Below are 19379 nucleotides of genomic sequence, written 5' to 3'. Positions count from 1 at the left end.
TCAACTGGGGACACGCATCATGAGCAATGAACTGCAGGTCATCCCTGGCGCGCAATACTCGTTTAACAATGACATTTACGAGGTCGTAACCTCGTCCGATTTGATTACCCTTCGCTCCATCAACACGAAACTACATAGGCATATCGGCATTAATGACTTTGCCGCAATGCTGGCAAATAAAACTATTACGAAATACCAGAATGCCCCCATCGATTTGACCTCAGCACCACTCCTGCTTGCATTAAACAAGATTCACCAATCCAGATACATCAGAAAGCATGCGTACATTCAAAAGCTTGAACACCTGTTCGCAGGCCGCCTTCCCCGCAAAAAAACTGAGGCCGCGATTAAATCAATAGCCACTGAAATAAACGATCCGAAACCACCCAATTACTCAACCGTTTATAACTGGAAGAGGATTTTTGACGGGAACAATCGAAATCCATTGGCCCTGATTAGGGCCGCCCCCAATAGACCAAGAGGGAATTTGTTGTCCGAAGAAGCACATGAACTAATCCAACACTTCATCCACACCGAGTTCTTTAAAGCTGAGCGACCCAACGTCAAGACCATACACAAACTGATCTGCGGAGAGATACAGGCAACAAACTTGGAACGCTTCAAGTACAACGCTGTGGGTTTAAGAGCCCCCTCCTACTCCACCGTGAGGCGCGAAATCATGAAACTTGATGGCTATCTGGTTGACTCTCACAGGCACAGCCGCGATTTCGTCAATAAAAAATACCATTTTGGCGTCAAATCCGAAGTCTCCGAATTGTTGTACGGCCAGGCTCAAGGAGACACCGCCCTAATGAATCTTTTCGTAGTCGATGAGCATGGCATTGTCATGGGAAGACCAATACTCAGTGCCATTTTGGACTTAGGATGCCGAGCATGTACGGGCTGGGATATTTCACTCGGTGCACCCAATGCGGAAAGCTTCATTAAGGCAATTAAGATGGCGGTAGAGGCCAAGCCGGAGGGAGCCATTGGGGGAAAACCGCTAGAGCTTGGCGTCGATAATGGTCCGGAGGTGAGAAACGACCGGGTCAAACTCATCGCACGCCTACTAGGCATCGAACTGCGTTACGTGCCTCCTGGCCAACCAAACGCCAAATCATTTATCGAACGCTTTTTCAGAACGGTAGACACCGGTCTGACTCATTTTATTCCAGGCACAACAAAATCGAGTCCGCTTGAACGCGAAGACTACGATTCTATGAAGCACGCGACTCTGACCTTGAATGAATTGAGATATTTTTTCAAACGCTGGCTCGATGAGGTCTATCACGAGACCGTACATTCATCACTTCATATGTCGCCCAAGCAAGCACTCAAAGAAATGAGCGCAAATCAAATGCCACCCGAGCGCTTCTCACGTGAAGACCTTGATTTCGCTTGTTTATGCTCAAAAAGAAGAGCAATAAAGGGGGGAAGAGTGGAAATCTTCACTCTAACTTGGACTGGCGCCAGCCTTCCCGACGTAGCACGACGGCTTGAGGGTGAATACGCCATCGTCTATTACGACCCAACAAACCTAGGAACAGTATGGGTTGCTCACCCAGAAGAACCCCGCCACCTGTTTCCCGCTATTGCAACCAATCCACAATATCAAGAAGGCCTCTCACTGCAAGACCACAATGCAGTACAAAAGCGTCTCGCTGAAGAAGGAAAAGAATTCACTAACACTGCCGCGCACGAGGCATTGAGAGAAATCTATAGTGAAATAGAGGAAATTATTGAGGATCGCAAGAAGGCCAAGAAAAACAATAAGACTAAGACCCCCCCGAAAACCAAGAAGACCACCACTACCAAGAAGACCACGAAGATCACGAAAACCACGAAGGCCAAGGACGCGAAGAAAGTTGCCCAGCAATCTCACGACAAAGAGAACGACAGCGGCATGCCCATAGCAGAAAAAATTGCTGCCCAGCACTTCGAAGATGAACCCAACCTATACAAATCTTACCGCATAAGACCTACATAGGCCTTTTTGGCCCCAGGATTAATCCCGTCGGTCAATCTATTCCAATTAAAATTGGCAGCATGGGTATGCAATCATGGAAGTCGACATTCAGCTGAAGCTTACCGAATTCAAAAATTATACCGCCAGGCATCCTGACTTTGACAATGCGCTAGCATTACTCCAGGAAAGTATCGATTTAACATTGGAACGAGGTGAGCAATCTGGGGTTGTATTGACCGGCGTCTCCGGCACCGGAAAGACCACCGTCTGTAATACTCTGATATCTATGTACCCCCCTCCTGAGATCAGGGAATCCGAGGGCGGAGTCAGATCGATCATTCCAACACTTTACTGCAGAGTACCGGCAGATACCACTCTAAAGCATCTGGTATCAGAAATGCTTGGAAAACTTGGGTCCACTAAAAACGTTGAGCATCGCCCAATTTTAGAGCATCGGTTATTTGCAAGGCTACGGGAATGCCAAACCGAATTAGTATTCTTCGATGAACTTCAGAATTTGCTCGAAAAAGGGCAGGAAGCAACACGCGGAAAAGTCTGCGACTGGATCAATTGGTTTTGCAACGAGTTCAACAAACCGGTGATTTTGGTCGGCCTACCCACATGCGCATCCATTGTAGAGAACAACGAACAACTCTCATTAAGATATCCATTACGAGCAGAACTTCATCCGCTACCGTGTTCAATCGACTCATCACGATCAGTACTACGAACCATGCTCAGCACCCTCCTTAGTGAAATAGTAAGTTGGAACTATTTTGAATCAGTTCCCTGCCTTACCGATCAAAAACTCGAGATGGCTTTTTTTGTCGCCACCGGGGGAAATATGCGAGCCATGAGGTTTCTCTTACAGCGCGCCTTAAAAATATCAGCTAAGCGATCAGACCGAATATTACAGATTAGTGACTTCAGCATCGCATTGAGCCGAACACTTCTTCGCACACGACTCGCCTCCGTGGACCCGTTTACCTTGGACATGCAAGAACTTCATAAAATTATCAAAGGGGAAAAGAAATGTCGGAAATGACATATGTCGCATTACCGCATAAGAACGAAAGCCCCATCAGCGTACTGATGAGGACAGCGGCTGGCAACGGGTACTTAAATGTGCATGCGTTGGCAGTCGGATTCGACTTGGCAGTGGATGTCAAGAAAAACGGTTGGCAACTGAGGAAGTCCACCTTCATACAATATGTTAAGGAGCACTCGAGTGAGAGGCACTCTAGTCGTTTTGAATCGGCATTCTTTGGGTTCATCGGAGACAGTAGACAACCGAACGTTCAGTTTGGGAAAATTGTCATCCCATATAGAAAATTGTCATTTCAACTTAGAATCTGTCCCGAGTGCGCAAGGAATGGCTTTTTTGAAAAAAGCTTCCACCTCCCATGGCTTGATGCCTGTCCAATTCATGGCTCCAAATATATAGAAGCCTGCCCCCAATGCGGCAAGCCCATTGACTGGACAAAACTTGACTATTGCATTTGCAAATGTCGCTTCGATTTTCGCGCCGCCACCTCAACTCCTGGCGACATAGAATTATCCAGAACATTTGTCGAACATGCCGCGAGAGGCGATCAGCTATTCATTAATCGATTCATTAAAACATTAAAAATATTAAGCAATGAGTCTGAACTATTCTGTGACCAATCCAAATGCATAAGAGTTTCAGCCAGAATCGCATGTGGCGACACAAACGAATTATTGAATCACTTGCTGGCCAGAAAGAAACTTCTTCCTTCGTTAAACCCATTAGCCTATTGCTCGCCCTGGCTATGTTCAGGAGACCAACTGCTTAGCAATGTTGCTGCAGGATTCGTGAGAAACCATACTGAAGTATACCCAGAGGAGTGCCCCCCAGAATGCGTCTGCCATACGCTACGATTAACATTGAACGAACTATGCCTGGCTTATAAACTTTCTCACACGAGAATGCACGAACAGCTTGGCGCAGAAAAATTCAAATTAACCAAAAACAAGGCAACCAAGTACTATAGCTGCGACTCTTTATGCAAGAGCCTTAATCGACGACTGAATTCAATTCTAAAATTTAACACAATTATTCCATCATCAATGTTCCGAAAGGGTGAATATACGAATTATCCGAATTCGATTAAATACCTTGGGGCATCGGGCGAGCAAATAACGCTGGCAATAAAGTTGAACCTGCTAAGCTGCTACCGATTCCCTCCAGACTTTATACGAGTCATCCCAACAGCTGAACTGGAGCTTTTTGCCAAACAGTACGTCTTTCATGGCAGCCTAGCTAGGCAACTAAGGATAAAACCCGCTGCGCTTGCTGAATTATTCGACTTTGCTAACGTGCGTCCTTTTCGAACACTATCATCCGGCCATGGAGAAACTTATCGTAGATGGGGAGAGATCTACCTTAAGAGCGACACGAAAGTTATAACTGATTTTTTACTTAGCATAAGGGCACATGACGATCGCCAAATCAATACGAGCGGCATCCGCTTCCTTTCTCAAGAGTTAAACATTCAAGGCTCTGTTATTAAGAAATTGATTGAAGGCAAGATTCTAGAAGTTGACCTCACGGACGCAAATGGCATGAAAACAAAAATCAATGAATCTCAACTAGTGGCAGCTTTAGAATGGAGATCCAACCATTGCACGCTGAAAGAGTTATCCCAAGAATTCGGCATAAATTGCGCGGAATTATCACGACGATTTCTTTCTTGCTACTACGTCCCGGTGATTAGAATCATGAATTATGTTTTCATTCATAAGGATGACGCCCAAAGAATGCGAGACCACCTCTACGAATTTTTTTCATCACTCCAAGCGGCAAAATTCTTAAATGTCACAACAGCTCGCATTCATTACTACTTAAGAACAGGTGTACTCCAAGCAGTTCCTCCCAGTGAATGCGGCGGAATTCTGAACTTCACCTTGATTCGCCGTAATGACGTAGAACACCTAGCCAACGCTATTACCTAGGATCCTTGGCGGGGCTCAACTCTCTCCGTTTTCCTACACCAGGATTCTCATTCGCGCTCACCACGTCTGCTCTTCCTGCTGCATTTCTCTCCCTTCGGCCTCGGCGTATCTCATCAGATTCGGGAGGTCCTCTTCTGGGTTTCCCTAGCTCTAGCTGGTTCTCCACACAGCCTCTTGCTCCTAACGACTTCCCCCCGTCGTTTCAATATTTGGTGGAACAGTTCGGGCAAATTTCGATTTTTGTTGCACATCTCATTTCAACCTGGCGATCACAACTCCTCTAGCGCGGGGTTTTCCGATTAGCACGTTTCAGTTTTTGCTGGTGCAGGAAGGCCGCGTAGTTTTTCAACAAACACTGAAGCTTTTTCACTGAATGCTGAAACGGATGCACCGAGACGGTGCACAACCGCTGCCTGGGGAGGCAGCGGCGCCGGTCCAGGCTGGCGCTTGGTAATAGGGCAAGGCCCTTAGCCCCAAAAGGAATTGGGGTAGAAGAGAGTAAGCGAAAGGGCCGGTGGGCAACGCTCACCGGCCCTTTTTCATTGGTGGGCAGCTCCAATTTCGGCTAGGAGCAGTCAGTCGTCAAGCCCATAGCGGACGTTTGGGAATTGCCGCAAACAGCCACAAGCGGCCATCCAATAAGGTTCCAAGTCGTCTACGAAGCTCGAGCGCTTTCATCTCGAAACAGCCATCGGTAAATCCGGCCCCGGAATGGAGTGACCCTCCCGGTGCAGGGAGGGCCTTGAACAACTACAACCAACCCTTGATCTGGCTTGCCACAGCATCGGTCGAAATGCCGTAGCGGTCGTGCAGGGTTGGTAGAGCACCAGCATCGAGGAAGGCATCAGGAAGGGCGATCTGGCGGAAGGTGGGGGTAACGCCATTGCGCATCAACAGCCCGGCGACGGCTTCTCCCAGCCCCCCCACGATGGAGTGGTTCTCCGCCGTGACCACCAGCCGGCCTGGCTTTCGGGTCTCGGCGAGAATAGTGGCCTGGTCCAGGGGCTTGATCGTTGGCACGTGCAACACGGATACGTCGACGCCATCTGCCTGGAGCTTCTCGGCCGCTTCCAGAGCGCGCATGGTCAGCAAACCAGTGGAGATAATCAGCACGTCGCGTCCGCCCCGCAGGGTTTGCGCCTTACCGATCTGGAATTTGTAGTCGTAGCGGTCTAGCACCAGGGGCACGTTGCCTCGCAACAGCCGCATGTACACCGGGCCCTGATGCGCGGCGATGGCAGGAACTGCCTGCTCGATCTCCAGTGCGTCGCAAGGGTCGATGATCATCAGGTTGGGCATGGCGCGGAAGATCGCCAGGTCGTCAGTGGCCTGGTGACTTGGACCGTAGCCGGTGGTCAGCCCCGGCAGACCGCAGACGATCTTCACGTTGAGGTTTTCTTCGGCGATGGCCATGCAGATGAAGTCATAGGCTCGGCGCGAGGCGAATACTGCGTAGGTGGTGGCGAAGGGCGTGAAGCCTTCGCGGGCCATGCCGGCGGCGGCACTCATCAGCAACTGCTCGGCCATGCCCATTTGGTAGAAGCGTTCCGGATGTTCTTTGGCGAAGATATGCAGGTCGGTGTACTTGGACAGATCCGCCGACAGGCCGACGATGTCGGCGCGTTCGCGGGCCAGCCCCGCCAGCGCATGGCCGAAGGGGGCCGGACGGGTGGGCTGCCCCTCGGAGGCGATGGAGGCGATCATCGCCGAGGTGGTCAGGCGCTTCTTCGGGGGGGTAGCGATGTTCATTGACGGCTCCCAGCTTCAAGGGCTTCCAGGGCAAGGTCCCACTCGTTTTCGTCGACGCGGATGAAGTGAGTTTTTTCGCGGCTTTCGAGGAAGGGCACGCCCTTACCCATGCGGGTGTCGCAGATGATTACCCGGGGCTGTGGCCCGTCATGATCGCGTGCGGCGTCGAAGGCCTGCACCAACTGCTCCAGGTCGTTGCCATCCACGCGCTGGACGAACCAGCCGAATGCCTGCCAACGGTCGACGATGGGCTCGAAAGCGAGTACCTCGGTGGCGTAGCCATCGGCCTGCTGGTTGTTCACGTCGACAATGGCGATCAGGTTGTCCAGCTTCCAGTGAGAGGCGGACATCGCCGCTTCCCAAGTGGAGCCCTCGTTCAATTCGCCATCGGACAGCAAGTTGTAGACGAATTGGTCAGCTCCCTTGCGCTTCAGGCCCAGGCAGGCCCCCACCGCGATGCCCAATCCGTGGCCCAGCGAACCGCCGGTGATCTCCATGCCGGGGGTGTAGGCGGCCATGCCGGACATGGGCAGGCGGCTGTCGTCGCTGCCGTAGGTTTCCAGCTCCTCCTCCGGAATGATCCGGGCCTCGATCAGTGCCGCATAGAGAGCGATCGCGTAATGGCCGATCGACAGGTAGAAACGATCGCGACCTTCCCACTCCGGGTTGGCGGCGTCGTAGCGCAGCGCGTGGAAGTAGGAGACGGCCAGCAGGTCGGCGGCACCAAGGGCCTGGCCGATGTAGCCCTGGCCCTGCACCTGGCCCATGCGCAAGGCGTTGCGCCGGATGTTGTAGGCGCGCTCTGCGAGGGAGAGCGAACCGGTATCGGTAGAAACGGAACTCATCGTCGGGACTCCTTCGATCTCAACGGTTGACCAGATTGGCTGGCACGCGGGAGACCAGGAAGGCTCCGAATACCAGCACGGCGGTTATGAGGTACATGCCAATGGCGTTGCTGCCGAGGGTAGTCGTCACCCAGCCGATCAGGTACGGCGAGCAGAAGCCGGCAAGGTTTGCAAAGCTATTGACTGCGGCGATACCCGCCGCGGCTGAGACACCACCCAGCAGGGTGGTGGGAAGCATCCAGAACAGTGAGGACGCCGAGAGGATTCCGGCCGCTGCCAGGCACAGACTGAGAATCGACAGTGTCAGGCTGCTACCGAGCGCAGCGGCCAGTGAGAGGCCCAGGGCACCGGCGAGCATCGGAATCGCCAGGTGCCAGCGACGTTCCCGGTGCTTGTCGCCACTACGACCAGCCAGCAGCATCGCCACGATGGCGCAGAGGTAGGGCACGCTGGTCAGCAGTCCGATATGCAAAGGTTCGGACACACCGGCGTTGCGCACTAGGGTCGGCAGCCAAAAGGTGATTGCGTACTGCCCCATCACCACGCAGAAGTAGATACCCGCCAGCAGCCACAGGCGTCGATCGCGGATGAAGGCGGCCGGCGAAGCATGTGTCACTTTGTGCTTCTCGTCCTCGGCCAGCTCCCTGCGGATTAGCGCTTTCTCGTCGTCGTTGAGCCAGGTTGCCTTATCCACCCCGTCCTTCAGGTAGCTCAGCACCAGCAGGCCGACTAGCACCGTGGGAATGGCCTCCAGCACGAACATCCACTGCCAGCCGGCCCAGCCGTGGACACCAGCGAAACGCTCCATGATCCAACCTGACAGCGGCCCGCCAATCATTCCCGATAGCGGAATGGCGATAAACCAGAGCGCGGTCATCTTGGCGCGACGATAGGACGGGAACCAGTAGGTGAGATAAAGCAACAGGCCCGGTGCCAGGCCCGCTTCAGCCACCCCAAGCAGGAAGCGCAGGGTGTAGAACTGCCATGCGGTTTCTACAAAGGCGAAAAGACCGGAAATGATGCCCCAGGTGATCATGATGCGGGCGATCCAGCGTCGTGCTCCGACCTTGTGCAGGATGATGTTGCTGGGTACCTCACAGAGGAAGTAGCCGATAAAGAACATGCCGGCACCCAGGCCGTAAACGGCCTCGCTCAGGGCCAGATCGTCCATCATCTGCAGCTTGGCGAAACCAACATTGACACGGTCGAGGTAGGCGCAGAGGTAGCACAGCATCAGGAAGGGCATCAGCCGCCACGCCGTCTTGCGGTAGGCATTGCTGCGTGCGGCCGAAGCCGCATCGAGGGCTATCGTCGTCATGTTGATCTGATCTCTTGTTTTTATTGAAGATCCCGGCGGCTGTAGGCACGCCGGGCCTCAGATTTCGAACATCGCGAGCCGAAAGGCAGGGCTCGTCAGTGGATCAGCATTCCACCGTTCACATCCAGCGTGATGCCGGTCAGGTAGCTGGACAGGTCACTGGCCAGGAACAGCGCCGCGTTGGCGACGTCGCTTGCCGCACCCAGGCGGCCGAGGGGAATGCCCTCGATGATGGCGTGGCGACGCTCGTCATGCATGAGGCCGCCGGTGATATCAGTCTGGATCAATCCCGGGGTGATTGAGTTCACTCGGATATTGTCCGCACCCAACTCGCGGGCCATGGCTTTACCCAGACCCAGTACTCCGGCCTTGGCGGCGCTGTAGTGAGGACCACCGAAGATGCCGCCGCCACGCTGGGCGGAAACCGATGACATGCAAATGATGCTGCCGGACTTCTGCACGCGCATGGCGGGGATCACAGCCTGGGACATCAGCAGCGTGCCACGCAGGTTTACATCCAGGATGCGGTCGAAATCCTTGCCAGTGATTTCCAGGGTCTTCACCGGCTGGGTGATGCCAGCGTTGTTCACCAGCACATCGATCCGGCCGTACTGGGCCAACACCTGGGCTACGGCGTCGCGCACTTGAGCTTCGTCGGCCACGTTAGCGGCCAGGCCGAGATGACCTTCTCCCAGTTCCGCTGCCGCCTGGCGGGCAGCCTCCAAGTCCAGGTCCAGGATGGCCACACGAGCACCTTGCTCGGCGAAGACCTTGGCGGTAGCGCGGCCGATACCGCGTGCAGAGGCAGCGCCAGTGACAATTGCGATTTTGCTTTCGAGTAGCATTTTTTGCTCCGGATACTTGTTGTTATGGACGCCGGTTCATGGAGAACCGATGGGCACAGATTCAGTCCACAACCCCATCCGGGCAACGCAGCCCGACTCAACCTATGCTGAAAAAAATTCAGCACTGGGCAGTCCCGTGGCAGAGGTGCAAAGTTCGCGCGTCGCCGCAAAGCCCCGAAAGATAAAGGAGATGAGATGCAACACGAGTCGGATAAAAAGCCCATTCAGCTACCGCCGTTCAAAGCGATTCAGGCCTTCGAGCAGGCAGCGCGGTTCGGCAACGTCGCCCGCGCCGCCGAACAACTCAACCTCACGCCCTCTGCCGTTAGCCATCAAATCGCCAATCTCGAAAGCTTGATCGGCCGCCCGCTGTTCCTGCGCACGGCCAAAGGCGTGACGCTCACCCCAGCTGGCGAGCAGTACCTGCGGGACGTGTCTGGCGCGCTACAGAGCCTTGCCATCGCCACCGAGCGGGCGGGCAGCGCGACAAGCTCTGACTATCTGCGCCTGCACTCGGCGCCCAGCTTCGGCCTGCTTTGGTTGTTGCCGCGCCTCGAACAGTTCCGCGCCAGCCACCCCGATATCCAGATCAATCTGTCCTGTTCCTACGAGTCGTTGCACTTCGGCCGCAATCAGATCGATCTGGATATCCGTCACGGTTATCCGAACTGGCCGAGCCTGGAAGTGCGCACTATTCGCCACGAACAGTTGACGGTATTGGCTTCGCCTTCGCTGCTGGCACGGGCGCCGATCCAGGAGCCGCAGGAGTTGCTGCGACAAAATCTGATCCTGTCAGAGGCAGCGTTGGTGCAATGGCCCCAATGGTTTGCACAACAGGGACTTTCGCTGCCTGAAGCCCCTTATGCGCTGAGTTTCGACCGTTCGTACATGAGCCTGGAAGCCGCCAGCCACGGGTTCGGCTTCGCACTGGAAAGCTCATTGCTTTCCCAGGATTACGTGAGTCAAGGCAGATTGGTGCCAGTCTTCGAGAAACGGCTCCGGAGTTCCGTCAGCGCTCATCATCTGGTCTTCCCCCGAACGCATGCGGAGCTACCGAGGGTGCGGCGCTTCCTGGAATGGATGCAGCAACAGCTTGGACACGACTTCAATTACTGATCATCGGCAAATTCGGTGCATGGCTGCTGAATCGCCCCTTAGCCTGTAGACGCTGAGTAACTGCTTCTGGCCGATTGTGTTGAAAAAGTCGGTGTTGCTCCGCTCCACCCGCACGGAATCGCAAAAAACGTCCGTTTTAGGCGTTGCTACGCGAAATCCGGAGCAAGTTCAGCCTCGGCAACGACTAAAATTTCAACCTCAGCCACGTACTTCTGTGCGCGAAAGTCGCAAAGGGAGTTTTTCAACGATCGTCTACGAATCCGAAGCACAGATGACGAGAGCGTCCTCAGGGTGCTTTGGCGGAGCCCTAGATGCCTCTAGGGAGCTGGCCCGGAGAGACTGAGACCAGTTGTGCTCTTTGTGAGGCTTCGCTAAAGGTGGCCCGACTCACCCGAGTGAGGAGATGACCTAACGGCCTTCGACCATCCCATCAAGATCACTTTCCCGCCTCCCGGACCTCGTAGCAGGGATGCGTTCTATTGGCAGAAAATCAAGGATGACATCCAGCACGACCTGGGACAGCAACTGAAACGCCGTGGGGGCACCTATGGCGACGCGCCCGCGCTGGCCGTGGCTGATATCCAGCGCTGATGCTATTGGATCAACTACGTTGCAGAGCTTGCCCTCGCCAGAATGATTCAGCTGATTGCAGGGTGCGCGGGAATACGGCACTGGCTTAGACGACACCCAATGCTGGGGCGGGAGCTGTCCTTTGGAGAGGTGTTCGTCATGCTGGTAGAAAATGGCGTGCAGACCAAACGCGAAAGCAAGCTTACTGCACGGCCGAGCCAGCGGAGAGGTGCCTTTGTGCGTGCCATTCTGATAAGGGCTTTCATCGGGTGATTCCTCATGGACTGGCAAATCTGGTAGTTCGTAGCTGCATGAAACGGCCACCACCTAATGTAATCGTTTACGTTATTTCTTTGCCAGCACTTTGATTATCAATTGGTCAGCCGTCTATCAGGTCGGCATCGGGCCCAGCTATCAGGAGGAGAAAACAAGTCCACTCGTTTTGCATAGTTTGGAGAAGCCGACATCGGCTGCTTGCTGTGAAGAATGTCCGTGCTGGCTGCTCAGCAAGCACGGACTGCAAATTTCTCTAATTTAGTTGGACCTTTTGAACTCCAAACGGAATCGATGCAGCAGCGGTTCGGTATAGCCACTGGGTTGCGCGCAGCCTTCAAACACCAAGGCGCAAGCCGCCTGGAAGGCCGTTGAGCGCTCGAAGTCGGGAGCCATGGGGCGGTAGTTGGGATCATCGGCATTCTGTTGATCCACTACCCTGGCCATGCGCTGCAGCACCTCCAGCACCTGCTCTCGACTGACCACGCCATGACGCAGCCAGTTGGCCATGTGCTGGCTGGAAATGCGTAAGGTGGCACGGTCTTCCATCAGCCCCACATCATGGATGTCCGGCACCTTGGAACAACCAATGCCCTGCTCTACCCAACGCACCACATAGCCGAGCAGACCCTGGGCGTTGTTTTCCAGTTCCTCGCGTACCGCATCCGCAGTCCACTCCGCTTTCCCGGCGACCGGCACCGTGAGCAAGCCGCTCAGCAATCCCTCTCGCTCGGTAGCGACGTCGACCTGCTCCAACTCTCGCTGAACCGCTTGTACGTCCACCTGGTGGTAATGCAACGCATGCAAGGTCGCAGCGGTCGGCGATGGAACCCAGGCAGTGTTCGCGCCTGCCCTGGGATGGGCGATCTTCTGTTCCAGCATCGCAGCCATCAGGTCAGGCATGGCCCACATTCCCTTGCCAATCTGCGCGCGCCCCCGCAGGCCGCTGGCCAGGCCGACCAGCACATTGTTGCGCTCGTATGCCTGGATCCAGGCCGTGGATTTCATATCGCCCTTGCGCAGCATCGGCCCCGCTTCCATGGCGGAGTGCATCTCGTCACCGGTGCGGTCGAGAAAGCCGGTGTTGATGAAGGCCACCCGCGCGGACGCGGCAGCGATACAGGCCTGAAGGTTGACGCTGGTGCGACGCTCCTCGTCCATGATCCCCATCTTCAGGGTGTGACGCTGAAGCCCCAGCAGATCTTCCGCGCGGCCGAAGAGTTCATCAGCAAAAGCGACTTCGAAGGGTCCATGCATCTTCGGTTTGACGATGTAGATGGACCCGCGCCGCGAATTGCGGCGGCGCTTCTGATCGTGCAGCGAAGCCAGAGTCGTCAGCACGGCGTCCAGGATGCCTTCGGGAATCTCGTGGCCGTCAGCATCATGGATGGCTGGGTTGGTCATCAGGTGGCCGACGTTGCGTACGAACATCAAGGAGCGCCCCGGCAACAGCAATTCGGAACCATCGGCAGCCATGTAACGGCGGTCGGGATTGAGGCTCCGCGTGAAGGTCTTTCCGCCCTTGCTGACCTCCTCGACCAGGTCGCCCTTCATCAGACCCAACCAATTGCGGTAGACCTGCACTTTGTCGGCTGCATCCACCGCCGCTACCGAGTCCTCGCAGTCCATGATGGTGCTGAGGGCAGCTTCCAGAACCACATCCTTCACGCCAGCGGCGTCGGTCTGACCGATAGGATGGCTGTGATCGATCTGAATTTCGAAATGCAGGCCATGGTTCTTCAGCAGGATGGTGGCCGGAGATTCGGCGGTGCCCTGGTAGCCGATGAACTGATCAGGCTCGCGTAGTCCGGTCTGACTCTCCCCCAGGCTGACAAGCAGGCGCCCGCCCTCGACTCGATAGCCGGTTGCCTCTGCATGGGAGCCCTCGGCCAATGGCGCCGCTTGATCGAGGAAGGCTCGGGCGAAGACGATCACTCTCGCGCCGCGCGTTGGGTTATAGCCACTGCCCTTCTCGGCGCCATCCGTCTCGGGAATCACATCGGTACCGTAGAGCGCGTCGTACAGCGAACCCCAGCGCGCATTGGCAGCGTTCAGCGCATAGCGGGAGTTGGACACCGGCACCACCAATTGCGGGCCTGCCTGTTCGGCCAGTTCCGAGTCGACATTGGCCGTGCTGACCTGCACGCGCTCTGGCTGCGGCACCAGGTAGCCGATGCCTCCCAGGAAAGCCCGGTACGCGGCCATGTCGCGAATTGGCCCCGGGTTCGCGCGATGCCAGGTATCCAGCTCAGCCTGCAATCGATCTCGCTCAGCCAGCAGGGCGCGGTTCCTGGGGGCCAGATCGTGGACCAGGGCATCGAACCCCAGCCAGAAGGCAGCTGGGTCCACCCCGGTGCCGGGCAGCGCCTCCTGTTCGATGAAGGCGACCAGTTCAGCGGCAACGTGCAGGCGATGGCGAGCAATGTAGTCAGTCATGGCTTTCTCCGTTCCAATTCAGGCCAGGCATTGGGCGCCAGCGCGAGCGATCTGGGCATCCTGATCGGCCTTCACACCGGAAACGCCGACAGCCCCTACTACCTGGCCATCCACCAGCACCGGCACACCGCCCTCCAGGGAGGTGAGCAGCGGTGCGGAAAGGAACGCATTTCGCCCGCCGTTGACCATGTCCTCGTAGCCCTTGGACTCGCGTCGGCCAAGCGCCGAAGTCCGCGCCTTTTCAATGGCGATGTAGGCGCCGATAGGAGCGCAGCCATCGAGGCGCTCCAGGGCCAGTGGATGGCCACCGTCATCCACTACAGCGATGGCCACATTCCATTGGTGGCTTTGGGCCTCGGCACGGGCGGCGGCAAGGATGCGGGTAACGTCGCTCTGGCTGAGCACGGATTTGGTGTGCATGGGATGTCCTCGAGTACTCATTGAGTTTGCATGGGTTGGCCTAGCCAAGCGCTTCATCCACCAATTCGATCCAGTGCCTCACGGGCGTCCGGCCGGCGCCGTCGAGATGGGTCTGACAACCGATGTTGGCGGTGGCGATCACTTGAGGCTGACCGCTTTCCAGGGCGTTGAGCTTGTTGTCGCGCAGCTGCCGCGACAGCTCCGGCTGGGTGATCGAATAGCTGCCGGCAGAGCCACAACACAGGTGGGAGTCGGGTACCGACGTGAGATGGAACCCCAGGCGAGTCAGCACAGCTTCCACGGCGCCACCCAGCTTCTGGGCATGTTGCAGGGTGCACGGGCAGTGGAAGGCCAGGCGCAGGTCAGTTCGGATGCCCAGGCTTTCCAATGGCGCATCGCGTAGCACTTCCACCAGATCCTTGGCCAACGAACTGACCCGCTCTGCGCGTGCGGCGTAATCCGGATCGTGCATCAGCAGGTGGCCGTAATCCTTGACGAAGGCTCCGCAACCGCTGGCGGTTTGGATGATCGCTTCGGCGCCGGCTTCGATGGCAGGCCACCATGCGTCGATATTGCGCCGGGCCCGGTCCAGACCTGCCTCCTGGGCATTGAGGTGATAATCCACTGCGCCGCAGCAGCCGGCCTCACGGGCCGGAACCACACTGATCCCCAGGCGGTCCAGCACCCGCGCGGCGGCGGCATTGGTATTGGGCGACAGACCCGGCTGCACGCACCCCTCCAGCATCAGCACACGACGGTCATGTCGCAGGTTGGGACGCGGTCGTGCAGGGCGAACCTCGCGCGGCAACTTGGCCTTGAGGCTCTCAGGCAACAGCGGTCGAAAGGCGCTGCCGGTCTTCACCAGTGCCTTGAACAGCCCGGCGTGGGGTACCACTACGCGCAATCCGCCACGAAGCAAGCGTTCGCCCAGAGAACGCGACACCTGCTCTTCGACCACGGCGCGGCCGATATCCAGGAGGTTGTGATACTGCACGCCGGAGGGACAGGTGGTTTCGCAGTTGCGGCAAGTCAGGCAGCGGTCCAGATGTTGCAAGGTACTGGCACTGGGTTCATGGCCCTCCAGGACCTGCTTCATCAGGTAGATACGCCCACGTGGGCCGTCCAGCTCGTCCCCCAGCAACTGGTAGGTGGGACAAGTCGCGTTGCAGAAGCCACAGTGCACGCAGCTCCGCAGGATGGCTTCGGCTTCTTCACCGCGCGGCAGGGCGCGCGCCTGTTCGCTCAAATGGGTTTGCATGGGTCGCCTCAAACCTCCGCGTACATACGCCCGGGGTTGAATATCCCCTGCGGGTCCAGTTGTGCCTTGAGCTGGCGGTGGTAGCGCAGCAGCGGCTCCGGCAACGGATGGAAGGGACTTTCACCACCGTCGAAACAGATCGCGTGCCCTCCGGCCTTCTGGGCGATGGAGCGGATGTCCTCGGCCGAAGCATCGGATTTCAACCAACGCTGCGCCCCGCCCCAATCCACCAGCTGAGTACCGGGCAGATCCAGGACCGGACAGGCGTTGGGCAGCGACAGCCGCCAGAGCGGACGCGGGTCATCGAAGAACGGCAAGCGCTGCTCCTTGAGCGCCTCCCAGAAGCCAGGCTCGACGGTTTCGCACCCCAGGCGTTCGCGGGCTGCGGCCACCGAACCTTCACCGCCCTCCAGGCGCAGGTGCAGGGCCTCGCCGTCATGGCAGGCGGCGCTGATGGGCAGCGGTTGCTGGCCCCACTCGGCCAGCTTGCGCAGGGCTTCAGGCAGATCCACCGTCAGGCGCAGATTGGCCACGGCACGGGGCTTGGGCAGCACCTTGAGAGAGACCTCGGTCAGGACGCCCAGGCAGCCGAAGCTGCCGGCCATCAGCCGAGAAAGGTCGTAGCCGGCGACGTTCTTCATCACCTCGCCGCCGAAGCGCAGGTGCTTACCCAGGCCGGTGATGACACGGGTGCCGAGGACGAAGTCGCGCACCGATCCCGCCCAGGGCCGACGTGGACCGGACAAGCCCGCAGCGACCATGCCACCCACCGTGGCGCCAGCGCCCAGGTGTGGCGGCTCACAGGCCAGCCACTGGCTTTTCTCGTCCAGAACCCGCTCCAGTTCTGCCAGAGGCGTACCGGCGCGCACGGTGACCACCAGCTCGGTGGGGTCATAGCTGACGATTCCTCGGTGCTCGCGGGTATCCAGTTCCAGGCCCGTCACCTGCCTGCCGATGCGGGCCTTGCTGTCACCACCGCGGATGCGCAGGGCGTTGCCTTCGGCAAGCGCCGCGCGGACCTGCTCGAGAAGGTGGTTGCTGGCGTCAAGTGCGTGGCGCATCAGAAGCGCTCCAGTTCCGGGAAAGGCAGCTGCCCCATGTGCACATGCATCGCGCCAAACTCGGCGCAACGATGCAGGGTCGGGATGTTCTTGCCGGGGTTGAGCAACCCGGTGGGGTCGAAGGCCGCCTTCACGGCGTGAAACAGCGTGATCTCGTCCGCGTTGAACTGGGCGCACATCTGGTTGATCTTCTCGCGCCCCACACCGTGCTCGCCGGTGATGCTGCCGCCCACCGCCACGCAGAGTTCGAGGATTTTCCCGCCGAGGGCTTCGGCGCGTTCCAGCTCACCCGGCTGGTTGGCATCGAAGAGGATCAGCGGGTGCATGTTGCCGTCGCCGGCATGGAACACGTTGGCTACCCGCAGGCCGTATTCGGCGGAAAGGTCGGCAATACCACGCAGCACGCCAGGCAATTCGCGACGGGGGATGGTGCCGTCCATGCAGTAGTAGTCCGGTGAGATTCGCCCCACCGCCGGGAAGGCATTCTTGCGCCCGGCCCAGAATCGCACCCGCTCGGCTTCGTCCCGGGCCTGCCGCACCTCGGCGGCACCGGCGGCTTCCAGCACCTGGCGCACCCGTTGGCAGTCGTCGTGGACGTCCGCCTCCACCCCGTCCAGTTCGCAGAGCAGGATGGCTTCGGCGTCCACCGGGTAGCCGGCGTGGATGAAGTCCTCGGCGGCACGAATGGCCAGGTTGTCCATCATCTCCAGACCACCCGGGATGATGCCGGCGGCGATGATGTCGCCCACCGCGCGGCCGGCCTTCTCCACCGAGTCGAAGGCCGCCAGCAGCACCTTGGCCACCTGGGGCTTGGGCAGCAGTTTGACGGTGACTTCGGTGACCACGCCGAGCATGCCTTCGGAGCCGGTGAACAGGGCCAGCAGGTCGAAGCCGGGGCTGTCCAGGGCGTCGGAGCCCAGGGTCAGGCGCTCGCCTTCGACGGTAAGGATGTCCACCTTGAGCAGGTTGTGCACGGTCAGGCCGTATTTCAGGCAATGAACGCCACCGGCGTTCTCCGCGACATTGCCGCCGATGGAACAGGCAATCTGCGAGGACGGGTCCGGGGCGTAATAGAGATCGAAAGGCGCCGCCGCCTGGGAGATAGCCAGGTTGCGCACACCCGGCTGGACACGGGCGTAGCGCCCGGCCGCATTCACTTCGAGGATGCGGTTGAAGCGTGCCATCACCAGCAGGATGCCCTGTTCCAGGGGGAGCGCCCCACCGGACAGACCCGTACCAGCGCCCCGAGCCACCACCGGCACGCGACGTTCATGGCAGAGCTTGAGCAGGGTCTCCACCTGCTCGACGCGCTCCGGCAGGACAACCAGCATGGGCGTAGTGCGGTAGGCGGAAAGGCCGTCGCATTCGTAGGGGCGGAGGTCCTCCTCGCGATGGAGGATTTCGAGATCCGGCAAACACTCGCGCATTTCGGTCAGCAGCGCGGCTTTGTCGACTCTCGGCAGCACGCCGTCGACGCGCTCGTCGTAGAGGATGTTCATGGCAGGCTCTTTGGTCTTGTTGTTTTGATGCCGGCGGTGACCGTCGGTAAGAGCCATCATCAGACCGCCCTGCCCTACCGTCCATTACACCGCACACTGGTCCTACCAGTTTTTGAAACGCAGTACGTATTTACTCTTATTGGAATTCCAGCATTTCTCTATGCTAGAGAGCACATCCACGATGTGGGCGCGCCTCACTTTTTGACTGGTCCTACCAGTTTGGAATAGACGAAATGCCTAGCATGAAAGACGGTGAACGGCGCCAGGTAGCCGATGTGGTGGCTGAGCGCATTGAGCAACTGATTGTCGATGGCGTGCTCAAGACCGGGCAGGCACTGCCTTCGGAGCGCCGCCTATGCGACAAGCTGGGTATCTCCCGCTCGGCCCTCCGCGAAGGCCTGCGGGTGCTTCGCGGACGCGGAATCATCGAGACCAGCCAGGGACGCGGCTCTTTCGTCGCCGAACTGACCGGACCTCGGGATGCGAGCCCCTTGATGCACCTGTTCAGCTCGCAGCCCCGCACGCTCTACGACCTGCTGGAAGTACGCGCCTTGCTAGAAGGTGAATCGGCGCGGTTGGCTGCCCTGCGCGGAACAGACGCCGACTTCATACTGATCACACGGCGTTACGAGGAAATGCTCGCTGCCCACCAGAGCCCGGAGGGCTTGGACTCCCAGGAGCACGCGAGACTGGACCATGCTTTCCACCTAGCCATCTGCGAGGCCTCGCACAATCCGGTGCTGGTCCATACCCTGCAATCGCTCACCGACCTGATGCTGAGTTCGGTCTTTGCCTCGGTGAACAACCTCTACCACCGACCGCTCAGCCTGAAGCAACTGGACCGACAGCACTCACGGCTCTACCACGCTGTCATCGAGCGGCTTCCGGACCAAGCCCAGCGCGCCGCCCGTGACCACATCCATGGCATTCGTGACAGTCTCAAAGAGATTGAGCAAGAAGAACAACGACTGGTGCGGGCTACCCTTCGCTTGGAGGGTTGGAGCTAAAAAAAAGCCCATGCAAGCATGGGCAAATACGGTAGTAGCACCT

At 57.8% G+C, this 19379-nt stretch carries 14 protein-coding genes; 5 read left to right on the top strand and 9 right to left on the bottom strand.

Annotated elements, in window-relative coordinates:
- The first annotated feature begins 19 nt into the window (after nucleotides 1-19).
- The 3 genes from TQ98_RS13330 (at nucleotide 20) to TQ98_RS13320 (ending at nucleotide 4939) form a co-directional block, all read left to right on the top strand.
- The gene (locus tag TQ98_RS13330; protein WP_044871367.1) at nucleotides 20-1987 is read left to right on the top strand and encodes a DDE-type integrase/transposase/recombinase; all 1968 of its coding nucleotides are present in this window, start codon (nucleotides 20-22) and stop codon (nucleotides 1985-1987) included.
- A 73-nt stretch (nucleotides 1988-2060) separates the two neighbouring features.
- On the top strand, nucleotides 2061-3011 hold the full coding sequence (locus tag TQ98_RS13325; RefSeq protein ID WP_082073159.1) for a TniB family NTP-binding protein: 951 nt from the start codon (nucleotides 2061-2063) through the stop codon (nucleotides 3009-3011).
- Nucleotides 2999-4939 carry a TniQ family protein gene (locus TQ98_RS13320; RefSeq protein WP_082073160.1) on the top strand — a complete coding sequence of 647 codons (1941 nt, stop codon included), beginning with the start codon at nucleotides 2999-3001 and terminating at the stop codon, nucleotides 4937-4939. The genes TQ98_RS13325 and TQ98_RS13320 overlap by 13 nt, the downstream gene beginning before the upstream one ends.
- A gap of 750 nt (nucleotides 4940-5689) precedes the next feature.
- Here the strand turns inward: TQ98_RS13320 and TQ98_RS13315 are convergent.
- The 4 genes from TQ98_RS13315 to TQ98_RS13300 all read right to left on the bottom strand — a co-directional run bounded on the left by TQ98_RS13315 (nucleotide 5690) and on the right by TQ98_RS13300 (nucleotide 9696).
- A complete protein-coding gene (locus TQ98_RS13315) occupies nucleotides 5690-6688 on the bottom strand; it encodes a transketolase family protein (protein WP_044871368.1) in 999 nt (332 codons plus the stop codon).
- Nucleotides 6685-7533 carry a transketolase gene (locus TQ98_RS13310; protein WP_044871369.1) on the bottom strand — a complete coding sequence of 283 codons (849 nt, stop codon included), beginning with the start codon at nucleotides 7531-7533 and terminating at the stop codon, nucleotides 6685-6687. Before TQ98_RS13310 ends, TQ98_RS13315 begins: the two co-directional genes overlap by 4 nt.
- A gap of 19 nt (nucleotides 7534-7552) precedes the next feature.
- Entirely contained in the window at nucleotides 7553-8851 is a 1299-nt protein-coding gene (locus TQ98_RS13305) for an MFS transporter (protein ID WP_044871370.1), read from the bottom strand.
- A 95-nt stretch (nucleotides 8852-8946) separates the two neighbouring features.
- A complete protein-coding gene (locus TQ98_RS13300; RefSeq protein WP_044871371.1) occupies nucleotides 8947-9696 on the bottom strand; it encodes an SDR family NAD(P)-dependent oxidoreductase in 750 nt (249 codons plus the stop codon).
- 195 nt (nucleotides 9697-9891) lie between these two features.
- Between TQ98_RS13300 and TQ98_RS13295 the strand changes: the two genes are divergently transcribed.
- The gene (locus TQ98_RS13295) at nucleotides 9892-10812 is read left to right on the top strand and encodes a LysR substrate-binding domain-containing protein (protein ID WP_044871372.1); all 921 of its coding nucleotides are present in this window, start codon (nucleotides 9892-9894) and stop codon (nucleotides 10810-10812) included.
- Nucleotides 10813-11916: 1104 nt separating this feature from the next.
- Here the strand turns inward: TQ98_RS13295 and TQ98_RS13285 are convergent.
- Genes TQ98_RS13285 through glcD form a run of 5 tightly spaced genes read right to left on the bottom strand, consistent with a single transcriptional unit; the run spans nucleotide 11917 to nucleotide 18329 of the window.
- Nucleotides 11917-14091 (bottom strand): malate synthase G, encoded by a 2175-nt coding sequence (locus tag TQ98_RS13285; protein ID WP_044871373.1) that lies wholly within the window; start codon nucleotides 14089-14091, stop codon nucleotides 11917-11919.
- Nucleotides 14092-14109: 18 nt separating this feature from the next.
- Complete coding sequence (locus TQ98_RS13280) at nucleotides 14110-14511, bottom strand: heme-binding protein (protein WP_044871374.1); 402 nt, start codon at nucleotides 14509-14511, stop codon at nucleotides 14110-14112.
- Nucleotides 14512-14551: 40 nt separating this feature from the next.
- Nucleotides 14552-15769, bottom strand: coding sequence for a glycolate oxidase subunit GlcF (gene glcF / locus TQ98_RS13275; RefSeq protein WP_044871375.1), 1218 nt, complete (start codon nucleotides 15767-15769; stop codon nucleotides 14552-14554).
- A gap of 8 nt (nucleotides 15770-15777) precedes the next feature.
- Complete coding sequence (glcE, locus tag TQ98_RS13270; RefSeq protein ID WP_177410218.1) at nucleotides 15778-16833, bottom strand: glycolate oxidase subunit GlcE; 1056 nt, start codon at nucleotides 16831-16833, stop codon at nucleotides 15778-15780.
- Nucleotides 16830-18329, bottom strand: coding sequence for a glycolate oxidase subunit GlcD (gene glcD / locus TQ98_RS13265; protein ID WP_044871378.1), 1500 nt, complete (start codon nucleotides 18327-18329; stop codon nucleotides 16830-16832). Before glcD ends, glcE begins: the two co-directional genes overlap by 4 nt.
- A 242-nt stretch (nucleotides 18330-18571) precedes the next feature.
- On the opposite strand from glcD, the gene glcC reads away from it, so the two are divergent.
- Nucleotides 18572-19336 (top strand): transcriptional regulator GlcC, encoded by a 765-nt coding sequence (gene glcC / locus TQ98_RS13260; RefSeq protein WP_177410217.1) that lies wholly within the window; start codon nucleotides 18572-18574, stop codon nucleotides 19334-19336.
- Nucleotides 19337-19379 lie beyond the last annotated feature (43 nt).

It is taken from the genome of Pseudomonas sp. LFM046 (assembly GCF_000949385.2).
GTDB lineage: Bacteria > Pseudomonadota > Gammaproteobacteria > Pseudomonadales > Pseudomonadaceae > Metapseudomonas.
The sequence above is the reverse complement of the archived record's forward strand: the minus strand, read 5'-3'. Positions and strand labels throughout refer to the sequence as shown.

Excerpts from the sequence above, each read along its gene's own strand:
- TQ98_RS13320 (WP_082073160.1), top strand. The coding sequence starts at position 2,999 with ATGTCGGAAATGACATATGTCGCATTACCGCATAAGAACGAAAGCCCC.
- TQ98_RS13295 (WP_044871372.1), top strand. The coding sequence starts at position 9,892 with ATGCAACACGAGTCGGATAAAAAGCCCATTCAGCTACCGCCGTTCAAA.
- TQ98_RS13305 (WP_044871370.1), bottom strand. The coding sequence starts at position 8,851 with ATGACGACGATAGCCCTCGATGCGGCTTCGGCCGCACGCAGCAATGCC.
- TQ98_RS13330 (WP_044871367.1), top strand. The coding sequence starts at position 20 with ATGAGCAATGAACTGCAGGTCATCCCTGGCGCGCAATACTCGTTTAAC.
- TQ98_RS13325 (WP_082073159.1), top strand. The coding sequence starts at position 2,061 with ATGGAAGTCGACATTCAGCTGAAGCTTACCGAATTCAAAAATTATACC.
- glcC (WP_177410217.1), top strand. The coding sequence starts at position 18,572 with ATGAAAGACGGTGAACGGCGCCAGGTAGCCGATGTGGTGGCTGAGCGC.
- TQ98_RS13285 (WP_044871373.1), bottom strand. The coding sequence starts at position 14,091 with ATGACTGACTACATTGCTCGCCATCGCCTGCACGTTGCCGCTGAACTG.
- glcF (WP_044871375.1), bottom strand. The coding sequence starts at position 15,769 with ATGCAAACCCATTTGAGCGAACAGGCGCGCGCCCTGCCGCGCGGTGAA.
- TQ98_RS13280 (WP_044871374.1), bottom strand. The coding sequence starts at position 14,511 with ATGCACACCAAATCCGTGCTCAGCCAGAGCGACGTTACCCGCATCCTT.
- TQ98_RS13300 (WP_044871371.1), bottom strand. The coding sequence starts at position 9,696 with ATGCTACTCGAAAGCAAAATCGCAATTGTCACTGGCGCTGCCTCTGCA.
- TQ98_RS13315 (WP_044871368.1), bottom strand. The coding sequence starts at position 6,688 with ATGAACATCGCTACCCCCCCGAAGAAGCGCCTGACCACCTCGGCGATG.
- TQ98_RS13310 (WP_044871369.1), bottom strand. The coding sequence starts at position 7,533 with ATGAGTTCCGTTTCTACCGATACCGGTTCGCTCTCCCTCGCAGAGCGC.
- glcD (WP_044871378.1), bottom strand. The coding sequence starts at position 18,329 with ATGAACATCCTCTACGACGAGCGCGTCGACGGCGTGCTGCCGAGAGTC.